Raw genomic sequence first — 10,751 nt, forward strand, 5'->3', positions numbered from 1 at the left:
GACGCGCACGAAACGGTGTCACCTGACCTACCGCTTCGCCTGACGATTTCGAGCGCGGCGAATCCCGGCCGCGATCGCGCGGTACACACTCCGGCCGAATTGGGCAGACGTGAAAGCCGAGTGCCCCTGGCCGATCGCAGGCGCTCCATATTTTGTGCATCACGCATCGGCTTGGGCGAGAGACGTTTCGGCCGTCGCAGGGTGGTCGGTCCGCGTCGTGTATGCGTAGTCGTCGGTGTCAACGTAGTGGTGTGAAAACCACGCCTCAAGGCCGGTTGTGGGACGCAGGAACGGCGCGTCACCATTCTTGTCGATGTAGTAGGTGTTGGCGCCGGCGCAGCCGGCGCTGGGAAACACTGTGTGGCTCACCGCGTTCTGGAATCGGTTGAGCGTCTTGCGGTAGACCGTCGGCTTGATTGCCGTGCGGGTGGCACCGCGTTGTTGGGCTGCTTTGATGATGCGCACGGCGTGGGTGGCGTTGAGGTCGATGTTGGAGAACCACGAGTAGCCCGTCACGCCGTACGGTCCGGGCGAAAGGAACAAGTTCGGGAACTGCGGCAAGGTGATGCCCTGATACGACTGCGAACGTTCTTTGTCCCACAGCTCCTGGATTTCGATTCCGTCGAGGCCGTGAATCCGATAGGGCACGTCGAAGACCTTGAATCCCGTTGCCAGCACAAGAGTGTCGATCTCGCGATGGGTGCCGTCGACGGTGCGGATACCGTTTGCAGTAATTTCGGCGATGCTGTCGGTGACCAGGTCGACGTTGTCGCGGCGGAAGGCGCGGTGATACTCGTTGGAGAAGGAAGGTCGTTTACAGCCGAATCCGTAACGCGGAGTGAGTTTTGCGCGCAGTTGTGGGTCACGGACCTGGAGGTACCGGTGCGCGTTGCAGATGTGCTCGAAGATTTTGATCAACACAGGCAACTGCTTGTGGTAGACGACGGCGAGGGTCAATCCTAGCTCGGTGACGACGATGCGGCACGAAAACGCCACTAACGTGATTCGACGGTCTCCTGGGAGCAGATCCGGGAATTGCTGCGGCTACATCACGCAAGGTTTTCCATCATGTCTGGTCATGCCGGCCGCTCGTGCCCACGGATCAGGGCTTCAATTTCATCCGCTCCGCATCCGCCGCGCCGCTCGTATCGCGTGTTCTGAACCCCCAAGATTGGTCCAGTTCGTCCAGCTTGACCAGCATGAACGTCTGGCTTCTGACTTCGCCTCCGCTTCACACGCGGAAGGTCGCTGGTTCGATCCCAGCCGGGACCACCGTCTCTGGACTGCATGAACACGGTTTTCTGCACTCTATGGTTGGTTCGTTTTGTCCGGTTCTTGTCCGGTGATACTCGTATTGACCGTTTCGGTTGTGTGGAATCGGTCGAGGTTGGTGGCGACTTGGTCGAGTTCTTCTGAGTGACAACATACGACGAACTTGGTCAACGACTTTCACCGCGCGGCCATCAGGGTGTCGCCGGCGGCTACACGTCGCGGGGTCAGCCGAAGAAACCTGACCGGTTGTTGCTTTGGTTAAACCCGCCCGAGTCATTAGTGCCCGCGTTTCCAATGCCGGAGCTGCTGGAGCCGGAGTTAGCGATACCCGCATTGCCGCTGCCCACGTTGTCCCAGCCCGTGTCCTGGGTGCCCCCGTTTACGAAACCGGTGTCGAAGGAACCGCTTCCAAAGTTGCCATAGCCGACGTTGAACTCACCGCCGTTGTTCGAGTTCAACACGCCTACTTCGGCGCCGCCGCTACCGGAATTCATGAAACCAATCTGCGTGCTGCCACTCCCCGAGTTGAGGAAGCCAATGTGGCTTTCACCACTGCCGGAGTTCAGGACGCCCGAGTCGTCAGCGCCGCTGCCGTTCAAAAATCCGGAGCTGTGATCTCCCGAGTTGTAGAAACCCGAGTCGCCGGTGCCCGAGTTCGCGAAGCCGGAACTCACGGCACCACTCGGGGTGCCGGCGCCACCGAAGCCAGTGTTGAGGTTGCCCCCGTTCCACAACCCAGTATTGGTCTGGCCCGAGTTCCAGATGCCGGTGTTCGTGTTGCCTGCGTTCCAGAACCCGGTGTTGCCAGTACCCGAATTCCAGAGACCGGTGTTGGAGAGCCCCGCGTTGAAGGCCCCCACATCCTGGATGCCCGCATTGATCACGCCCATGTTTCCGCTGCCCGCGTTGAAGAGCCCCATGTTCCCGTTGCCGGCGTTCAAGAGGCCCACGTTTTCGCCCCCCGCGAGGTTGCCACCGGCGAAGGCGGCGCCGGTGTTGAAGGCGCCGTCGTTATCGGTGCCCGCGTTGCCCAGGCCCGTGTCGTTCGAGCCCGCGTTCAGTAGGCCCGTGCTGGTGCTCCCCGCGTTGAACATGCCGCTGTCATGGCTGCCGGTGTTGAACGAGCCCGTGTTGAGACTGCCCGCGTTGAAAAATCCCGTGTTGCCCGTGCCAATGTTGAACAGGCCGGCGTTGCCGCCGCCGCCGAGCCCGGCAATCCCACCGCCCGAGTTGAAGAAGCCGGAGTTGTTGGCACCCGAGTTGAAGAGGCCGACGTTGCCGCTGCCGGAATTGAGCCCGCCGAAACCTATCTGGTTGTCGCCGGTAAGCCCGATACCAATGTCGTGGTTGCCGGTGTTGGCAAGACCGACGTTGAAGTTGCCGGTGTTGGCGAGGCCGAGGTTGAAGCTGCCACTGTTACCGAAGCCTAGATTCATCGTGGTGGGGTTGAAATTCAGTCCGCCGATGCCGATCTCGTTGCTGCCGTTGAGCCCGATGCCGACGTCCCCGCTGCCAACGTTCCCGATACCGAAGTTGTTATTGCCGTCGTTGCCCAAGCCGACGTTGTAGTTACCGACGTTGCCGACACCGAAGTTATGCGTGGATGAGGTGGCCAGGTTTCCATTGCTGAAGCCGAAGTTGTGGTTGCCGTTGTTGCCAATTCCGATGTTGGCAGTGCCGATGTTACCGAAGCCGATGGTGTGGTTCGAGGAGCCAAATTCCACACTCCCGTTGCCGCTACCGAGGTTAAATGAGCCGACGTTGCCGCCACCCGCGTTGTCGCTGCCGGTGTTGCCACCGCCCAGGTTGTAGCTGCCGATGTTGCCGCTGCCGAGGTTGTAATTGCCGGTGTTGCCGCTGCCCACGTTGTAGTTGCCCAGGTTGCCGATACCCAGGTTGATGCCCAGGCTCTGCAATGCTTGCAACGGCGACGCCAATTGGGCGGCCACCGCCGAAGCCCCGCCGTGATAGCCCACCATCGCGGACACGTCGGCGGCCCACATCTGCTCGTACTCGGACTCGATCGCCGCAATTGCCGGAGCGTTCTGGCCGAACACATTCGACATCACCAATTGCACCAAGTCGGAGCGATTGGCCGCCACGACCGCCGGATGTACCGTCGCCGCCAACGCCGACTCAAAAGCACTCGCCACGGCTTGGGCGCCTGCGGCCGCCCCCGACGCCTGAGCCGCCGCCGCACTCAACCACCCCTTATACGGCACCGCGGCCGCAGTCATCGCCGCCGCCGCCGGCCCCTGCCAGGCCTCGCCCACCAAGTTCGACGTCACCGACGAGAACGACTCCGCCGCAGAGCCCAACTCCCCAGCCAACGCATCCCAAGCCGCCGCAGCCGCCAACATCGGAGCCGAACCCGGCCCGGAAAACATCAGTAACGACGTAACCTCCGGCGCAGCCATCAAGAAACTCATCGGCTCGTCCTTTCCCCCAGGCGCCACGCGAATTCGTCCCGCGGGGCCAGGCGTCTCGCCTGACGCCCAACCGACTCCAAAAAAACCGGGACAGATGCTTCCGAGGGTTTGGCAGAACGTCTGGCTAATTCACTCGGCCCTTTGACGAGCCTACTCCATCGAAGGCGCCCTGAACGCGTGAACGCGTTTGGCCGGCGCCTACGCCAACTCACGGGCGCTGTACCGCCAAATGCGGCGGATTAGCCTGCGAGACGGCCGGCCTCGGGCAGGGAGCGCAACACCCGCCAACACGAAAAGCGGGTTATCCCCTTGGTATTTCGCCAGACCTGTGCGTCGAACGTGGTCGATCGCCGATGTGCAGCAAAGTAACTCGGATTTGGAACCGCAATCTGGCGAGCTCGGCTTCGCTCACCAAAGGAGTTGATCATTGGCTACCCGCGGGAGGTCGCTGGTTCGATCCCAGCCGGGACCACTGACATTCGGCAGGTCAGAGCCCGCTCTCGGTCGATTCTTTGAGCCCGTGCCAACTACGTGCCAAACACCTCTAGCAAATCGAGTCGTCGCGCCGTGGGCGTATTCCCCAGGACATGCCGGCCATGCGATCGAGCGGCACGGGTGGTCGTACTCAATGACTGATGGCTGTCCATTGTCACCGCTTCAAGCGGCCGTGGCTTACGAGCAGAGATGGGACCTTCGGCCGTGGTGGCGGTCGGTGCGCACCGACGACAATCGCGTCATGACGCAACGCGAGCTCGAAGACCTCTCGCCCGACGAATGCTTCCGACTGCTCGCTGCCGCACGCGTCGGGCGACTCGTGTACCAAGATGACCTCGGACCGCTTGCCGTGCCCGTCAACTACGCCATGGCCGGACACGACATCGTCTTCCGCGTCGAGGGTGGCGCGAAACAAGCGGCGATGCAGCAACCGATGCTCGCCTTCGAGGTCGACCATGTCGACGAGGACCGGGAATCGGCATGGAGCATCCTGGTGCGAGGCGTCGGCGCAGAGGTCGACCCAGAACGGGTTCCCGCGCTGCTGCGAGCGATGGATGGCCACTTCCCGAAGCCGTGGGCAGCCGGCATCCACAACGTCTGGCTTCAGATTGTGCCGCAGACCGTCACCGGGCGGCGGCTCGGCGCGGAGCGGCCGTCGTGGTGACAGTGCCCAGTGAAGTGCTCATACGACGACCCGTCCTAGCACCCTCATGTCGATCTCTGTGCCCCTGCGCCTCCTTGGCTCCCGATACGTTCTGCGAGCCTGGGCTCGCGGTTGGCATCAAATCCCGGTCGCGATACCTCCGCGGAGCCCGAGGGCGACAATACGGGTGCAGCTAGCAGACGAAGACCCGGTAAGGACGGTGGACGATGGTAGGCAATCAAGAGGGGATCGGCGTGCTGAAACTCGAATGCCCGCAAACCCATCCCGTGGGCAGGATCGTCAAGGAGGCCCCGCACCAGTCGGTCATGTTCGACCCCGGAGCCGCCGTCGGCCCACGCCGATTCTGGCCGGACGAAGACGATCAGCCACAGTTCAAGGTGCACTGCCGATTCTGTGACAAACCGGTCGGAGAATCCACGGCCACACTGCAGCGCAAGCTAGGTGATCTGATCGCCGACGCCACCGAGGTCACCGGAACTGCTGCGCTGCAGTATCTGTAGATGGGCGCGCCGTAGGAAAGCGCTACAGTAGCGACCTTGCGGCGCGACGTTGCGCCGGTATGAGAGGAGTCCCGTGGCGCAGATCCCCCCGACACCGCACAGCACCCCGCGTCCGCCCGAGGGGGATTGGCTGGGCACCCCCTACCTGACTTTTGAGCGCCAGGGTTCGATCGGGGTCTGCACGATCGATCGCCCGCAAGCCCGAAACGCCATGACTCCCGCGATGTACTTCGGAATCCGTTATGCCGTAGGCCGTCTCAACGAGGACCCGGATCTGGCCGGGCTCCTGATCACCGGAACCGGCGACGTCTTCGCGCCGGGCGGCGACATGGGCGGCGGGGGAGGCGAGGACGACTGGATCACCTTCGGCGCCGCGCTGGGCATGGACGTCACGCCGTTCGACGCGGTGCGGACGTCGGCCAAGCCCATCGTTTCGGCGGTCAATGGGCTGTGCCAGGGCGGCGGCATGCAGATCGCGTTGTGCAGCGACCTGTCCGTGGTGAGCGAACGGGCGACCTTTCGCGTGCCCGAGTTGTTCCGCGGCTACGCCGACACCTATTACAGCCAGATGCTCGTCCGCCTCGTCGGGCCGGTACGTACCCGCGACCTCATGTTCACCGGGCGGGTGCTCAGCGCGGCCGAAGCCCTCGACTGGGGTCTGGTCACCAGGGTGGTGCCCCACGAGAACCTGCTCACCGCGGCGAAAGATCTGCTCGCGCAAGCTTGTCGAACCGCGCCACGCGCCCGTGGCGTCATCAAGTCGAGCATCGACAACTACCTCGGCTTGTATGACCGAATCGGCATGACCAGCAGCCTCAGCGACGCCGAGGCCAGGGAAGGTTTCCGCGCGTTCAAGGAGCGGCGCTCGCCGGACTGGGTGCATCCGGACCTGCGCGTTGAGGGACGGTTGTGATCACTGCAGATCGATCCACTCGCCGTGGACTGCGACCCGCAGCAGGTTGCTGATCCCGGCCGCATCGAACGCCGCGACGAATTCGTCGACGCCCTCACTGAAGTGGGCCCAGCCGTCGACGTGGGCGGGTATCACCAGCTTGGCGCCGAGCAGTTCGGCGGCGGCGGCCGCGCGCGCCGCGGTCAGCGTCAACGGCCGCCCGCGCTCCTTGGCCGGCACGCTCGCCGCTCCCGCGAAGAGCACCGCGATGTCGATGTCGCCGACGCGATCGGCGACATCCTGGACCGCGTTCATCGAGGCGTTGTCGCCGCTGAGGTAGACGGTGGGCAGGCCGGGCCCGGACAACACGAAACCCGTCACCTCGCAGTTGATGTGACCGCTGGCGTCGCGTTGCCCGTCGGCCGGGCCGTGCACCGCCGGAACGGCTTGCACGGCAAGGAGTCCGGAGCCGCCGGGAAGGTCATATGACTGCCAGGGCGGCAATCCCACCGCCGGCGGCCCCAACCGGCCCGCCGCACCGGGATGGGTCAGAATCAGCGGCGCGACGAGCGCCATCCGGCGGCCGTCGTCGTCGAGATTGTCGGGATGCTGGTCGTGGCTGATCAATACCGCGTCCACCGGCCCGAGCGCGTCGGTGCTGACCGCGGGACCAGTGAGCTTGGTCAGGTAGGCGTGGACGCCAGGCGGATCGAAGGTCGGGTCCATCACGATCCTGCGGCCCGCGATGTCGACGACCGTCGTGGGACCCCCGAGCACGCTGATCGCGCATTCGCGCCGCTGCGCGTCGACTCCGGCACTCATGGCATCACTCAAACATTGCGGGTGCGGTCTTGCCAATAGGGTTCCCGCAGCGCGCTTTTCAGGATCTTGCCGCTCGCGTTGCGGGGCAGCGAGGTCACGAAGTCCACGGTCCGCGGGCATTTGTAGCCGGCCAGATGCCGGCGGCAGAACTCGATGATGTCGCCGGGATCGGTCTCGGTGGTGGCGACGACGATCGCCTTGACGGATTCACCCCAGTAGTCGTCGGGGACCCCGATGATCGCGGCGTCGGAGATCGCGGGATGCTCGATGAGCACGCTTTCCACCTCCGGCCCGTACACGTTCTCACCGCCGGTGATGACCATGTCTTTCAGCCGGTCTTCGATGTAGATGTAGTCGTCGGCGTCGAGGCGCCCGACGTCGCCGGTGCGCACCCAATCGTCGCCGGTGATCGTGTCGGCAGTCGCCTCCGGCCGATTCAGGTAGCCGCTCATGTTCTGGTTGCTGCGCACCCAGATCTCGCCCCGGTCTCCGGCTGGCAGCTGGTTGCCCGTTTCGGGATCAACGATCCGGATTTCGGTGCCCAGCACGGCCCTTCCGGCCGACAGCTGCAAGTCGGGCCGCGTGGAATCGCGGTGATCGGCGTCGCTGAGCGCGGTGACCGCCCCGCACAGTTCCGTTTGTCCGTACACCTGAACGAAATTCGTGTCAGGCCAGGTCGCGAGCGCCCGGTGCAGCAAGGGCAACGGCATGGGCGCGGCTCCGTACACGATGTAGCGCAAGCCCGAGATGGTGGCGCTGGCCGTCTCGCCGGCCTCGAGGAACCTGGCGATCACGGGTGGCACGAAGAAGGCGTGGGTCGCGCCGGCTCGCATCGCCCCGATCAGAGCCGCGGCGTCGGGTTCGCGGGTCATGATCGTCGGCGCCCCCGCCCGGATGCCAAACAGCGCGTAGCCGATTCCACCGACGTGAAACAGGGGCATCGCAACCAGATTCGCGTCGCCTTCGGCGAAGGGGAATGCCGGCGCCAGGTTTGCCGCGTGATTGGCCAGCGCACGCTGGCTCAGCAAGACACCCTTGGGTCTCCCGGTGGTGCCCGAGCTGTAGATCACCAACGCGGTCTCGTTCTCGTTGACCTCCGCGTCGGGCTCCACAGGTGATGCTGCGGCAAGTAGGGATTCGTACTGATCTTCTTCGCTGCCTACCACGACGACGCGTTCGATACCTGGGACCCGCGCGGCGGCCGCCTCGATGGTGGGTTGCAGCTCGGCGCCGACGAAAAGCAGACGTGGACGGCTGTCGTTGAGCACGTGCGCGAGTTCGTCGCCGATGATGCGCCAATTGACGACGGTGGTCACAACGCCAATCGACGCGGCTGCGAAAAGGACTTCAAGGCAGGCCGGGTGATTTTTGTCCAGGAAGGCCACGCACTGGCCACGCCGCACGCCGGCGGCTCGCAGCGCACCGGCGGCGCGACGAATCCGCGACGCCCACTGCGTCCAGGACCACTGCCGGTCGCCGTAGCGAATCGCTATGCCGTCGGGCCGGTGCCGGGCGTGGTGCTCGACGAATCCGGCGAGCGTTTCCGTCGTCCCGGTCGTGGCGCTTCTTTCAGAGGCTGGCCGCATTAACCCCTCCGCTGATGTCAGGTTGTCCCACTCTGTGATACGCGGTCACATCCCCGCACGCCACGGCGGCCCGCCTTTTCGCGCGAGAGGTTCCGCCTACCAGTGGTAATAAGCAGGTCGTGGCATACCCGCCCGGTGCGGCGCACGATCGGGTTATGTCATCAAAAACCCGCCTGCCATTGCTGCCACCGGAAAGCCTGAGCCCCGATCAAAAGGACCTCTACGACGACATGGTCGAGGTGATTGATAACAACTTCGGTGAACTCATCGCGCGGCGTAGAGACGGCGCGCTGATCGGCCCGTTCAACGGCTGGCTGCATTTTCCGCAATTCGGCAGGCCCGCCTGGACCTTCAACAAGTCGCTTTGGGAGCACGGCGTCTTGCCCGCCGCGATTCATCAGCTGGTCATCCTGGTGACCGCGGCCAAGTTCGGCGCTCGCTACGAGATCTACGGTCACGAGTACTTCGCCCGGCGGGCGGGCCTCGCCGAGCACAAGATCGCGACGATCGTCGCCGGCGAGCGCCCCGGCGACCTCAGCCACGACGAGGGCGTCGCCTACGACATGGCGGCGGCGCTGAACAGGGGCGCGCCGCTTCCCGAGACGACGTACCAGGCGGTCCGCACGACGTTTGGTGAGCAGGGCCTCGCCGAGATCGTCTTCCTGGTCGGATGCTTCTCGATGGTCGCCATCACGCTCAACGCGTTCGATGCCTCGGTGCCTGGACGCGAGGAACGCCTCGACTGACGCTGTCGGCCTTGGTAATCGGGCACTCGCAAACGGTCAGAGCATGGAATCGACCATCATTCCGCCCTCGCTGTCAGCGCGAGTGGTCGCGTCGCCGTTTTGCGCGAAGACGACGAATGCCGACTGATGGTTCGATGTGTTCAGCAGCTCGATAAATGAGCCGATGACCGGAATTGCGCCCATCATTGATGTCCCATCAGCGCTGTAGTCGATGGAGGCTTCCTGCTGAAAGTTTCCGCTTTGGAGCGGTTTTGTAGTAGGCGCGCTCAAGTTTTTGACATTGGTCAGACCCGTCGTCGACACACCGGCCAACTGATTGATGTTGGCCTGCAACGCGGCGACGGGATCCGCCCCGTTGGCAGGCATGACCTTGATTTCCATTTCCGCGCTGGAGTAGGCGTTGTGGAGCGCCACCCAGCCGGGGCCCTGGTTTCCGACAGTCCAGCCCGGCGCGGGGGTGACCGCGATGCCCGGCACGATGTCGACCGGGTCGGCCGCAGTGAGCGTCACCGCCGCACCTTGCGCTGCCCTGGGCCAGACGATCAAGGCAGTCACGGCGGCGATGAGGAAAACCACTCCAACGTTGGCGGTGAAGGCAACTAGCTGCAATCCGCGTTTGACCCGTGCTGGGCTGCCGGAATCACGCAGCGGTGGGAATGTATGCGGCGGCGTTGCCGGGCGTACCGAAAATGTGGTCATGATCTGGCTCCTTGTGCTGGCTGGGGCGATTCGAAAAATTCGGCCTGCGGATATACGATCACTCGCCCGGCGCGCCGTGTCCAACACCTGTCCAAAATGGGCCGATAAATCCCGGCTATCAAACGGGGTTTGCCGCCAACGACTGGCGATGGTCAGCATGCATTCGCGGTGACTGCGGTAATGCCAAGGGGCGCGGTATGCCAACATTGCTGTGGTGAGCAATGATCGCGCCCGTTCCCGGACTTTCATGGTGACGGGCGCGGCGTCGGGCATCGGCCTGGCCACCGCGCGGCGCTTGCTGGCCGAAGGTGGCACCGTCGTCGGCGCCGACCTGGCCGACCCGCCCGACCTGGGCCCCGAGTTCCGGTTCGTGCCCGCCGACGTGACGGACGAGACAGCGATCGCGGCGGTAATTGCCGCCGTTCCCGACCGCCTCGACGGCGTCTTCCATGCCGCCGGCGTTGCCGGGGGCGGCCCGGTCCATCTGCTCGGCCGGGGCGAGTGGGACCGGGTGATCGCGATCAACCTCACCGGCACGTTCCTGGTCGCCAAGGCGGCCCTGGCCAGGATGATCGAGCAACCGCGGGTCGACGGTGAGCGCGGCTCGATCGTGACCGTCGCCAGCATCGAAGGCCTGGAAGGCACG

The 10,751-nt window shown here is 64.3% G+C and carries 10 protein-coding genes and 1 tRNA gene; 6 read left to right on the forward strand and 5 right to left on the reverse strand.

Features of this window, described 5'->3' with window-relative positions; all coding sequences use genetic code 11:
• Positions 1-159 precede the first annotated feature (159 nt).
• The gene (locus ACLP4W_RS29305) at positions 160-996 is read right to left on the reverse strand and encodes a hypothetical protein (RefSeq protein WP_442390976.1); all 837 of its coding nucleotides are present in this window, start codon (positions 994-996) and stop codon (positions 160-162) included.
• Positions 997-1,173: 177 nt separating this feature from the next.
• Between ACLP4W_RS29305 and ACLP4W_RS29310 the strand changes: the two genes are divergently transcribed.
• Positions 1,174-1,272 (forward strand) — tRNA-Ser (locus tag ACLP4W_RS29310).
• A gap of 224 nt (positions 1,273-1,496) precedes the next feature.
• Here the strand turns inward: ACLP4W_RS29310 and ACLP4W_RS29315 are convergent.
• A complete protein-coding gene (locus tag ACLP4W_RS29315) occupies positions 1,497-3,701 on the reverse strand; it encodes a PPE family protein (protein ID WP_442390978.1) in 2,205 nt (734 codons plus the stop codon).
• 736 nt (positions 3,702-4,437) lie between these two features.
• Between ACLP4W_RS29315 and ACLP4W_RS29320 the strand changes: the two genes are divergently transcribed.
• The 3 genes from ACLP4W_RS29320 (at position 4,438) to ACLP4W_RS29330 (ending at position 6,273) form a co-directional block, all read left to right on the forward strand.
• Positions 4,438-4,860: a pyridoxamine 5'-phosphate oxidase family protein gene (locus ACLP4W_RS29320; RefSeq protein ID WP_442390980.1), complete on the forward strand. Its 423-nt coding sequence runs from the start codon at positions 4,438-4,440 to the stop codon at positions 4,858-4,860.
• A gap of 206 nt (positions 4,861-5,066) precedes the next feature.
• Positions 5,067-5,360, forward strand: coding sequence for a hypothetical protein (locus ACLP4W_RS29325; RefSeq protein ID WP_442390982.1), 294 nt, complete (start codon positions 5,067-5,069; stop codon positions 5,358-5,360).
• 73 nt (positions 5,361-5,433) lie between these two features.
• Positions 5,434-6,273, forward strand: coding sequence for an enoyl-CoA hydratase/isomerase family protein (locus ACLP4W_RS29330; protein WP_442390984.1), 840 nt, complete (start codon positions 5,434-5,436; stop codon positions 6,271-6,273).
• On the opposite strand, the gene ACLP4W_RS29335 is transcribed toward ACLP4W_RS29330, so the two are convergent.
• Both ACLP4W_RS29335 and ACLP4W_RS29340 read right to left on the reverse strand, forming a co-directional pair.
• Positions 6,274-7,074, reverse strand: coding sequence for an MBL fold metallo-hydrolase (locus ACLP4W_RS29335; protein ID WP_442390986.1), 801 nt, complete (start codon positions 7,072-7,074; stop codon positions 6,274-6,276).
• An 8-nt stretch (positions 7,075-7,082) separates the two neighbouring features.
• Positions 7,083-8,660 carry a long-chain-fatty-acid--CoA ligase gene (locus ACLP4W_RS29340; protein ID WP_442390988.1) on the reverse strand — a complete coding sequence of 526 codons (1,578 nt, stop codon included), beginning with the start codon at positions 8,658-8,660 and terminating at the stop codon, positions 7,083-7,085.
• 155 nt (positions 8,661-8,815) lie between these two features.
• On the opposite strand from ACLP4W_RS29340, the gene ACLP4W_RS29345 reads away from it, so the two are divergent.
• A complete protein-coding gene (locus tag ACLP4W_RS29345; protein WP_442390990.1) occupies positions 8,816-9,406 on the forward strand; it encodes a carboxymuconolactone decarboxylase family protein in 591 nt (196 codons plus the stop codon).
• Positions 9,407-9,442: 36 nt separating this feature from the next.
• Here ACLP4W_RS29345 and ACLP4W_RS29350 read toward each other — a convergent pair whose 3' ends face one another.
• On the reverse strand, positions 9,443-10,264 hold the full coding sequence (locus tag ACLP4W_RS29350) for a hypothetical protein (RefSeq protein WP_442390992.1): 822 nt from the start codon (positions 10,262-10,264) through the stop codon (positions 9,443-9,445).
• Between the two features lie 88 nt (positions 10,265-10,352).
• On the opposite strand from ACLP4W_RS29350, the gene ACLP4W_RS29355 reads away from it, so the two are divergent.
• Positions 10,353-10,751 (forward strand): SDR family NAD(P)-dependent oxidoreductase (locus ACLP4W_RS29355; protein WP_442390994.1); only part of this gene is annotated, 399 nt, incomplete at its 3' end.

It is taken from the genome of Mycobacterium sp., assembly GCF_052145595.1.
In the GTDB taxonomy this organism is placed as follows: Bacteria; Actinomycetota; Actinomycetes; order Mycobacteriales; family Mycobacteriaceae; genus Mycobacterium.

Coding starts and splice junctions, on each gene's coding strand:
- ACLP4W_RS29335 (WP_442390986.1), bottom strand. CDS start 7,074: ATGAGTGCCGGAGTCGACGCGCAGCGGCGCGAATGCGCGATCAGCGTG.
- ACLP4W_RS29340 (WP_442390988.1), bottom strand. CDS start 8,660: ATGCGGCCAGCCTCTGAAAGAAGCGCCACGACCGGGACGACGGAAACG.
- ACLP4W_RS29350 (WP_442390992.1), bottom strand. CDS start 10,264: ATGCTGACCATCGCCAGTCGTTGGCGGCAAACCCCGTTTGATAGCCGG.
- ACLP4W_RS29325 (WP_442390982.1), top strand. CDS start 5,067: ATGGTAGGCAATCAAGAGGGGATCGGCGTGCTGAAACTCGAATGCCCG.
- ACLP4W_RS29320 (WP_442390980.1), top strand. CDS start 4,438: ATGACGCAACGCGAGCTCGAAGACCTCTCGCCCGACGAATGCTTCCGA.
- ACLP4W_RS29315 (WP_442390978.1), bottom strand. CDS start 3,701: ATGAGTTTCTTGATGGCTGCGCCGGAGGTTACGTCGTTACTGATGTTT.
- ACLP4W_RS29345 (WP_442390990.1), top strand. CDS start 8,816: ATGTCATCAAAAACCCGCCTGCCATTGCTGCCACCGGAAAGCCTGAGC.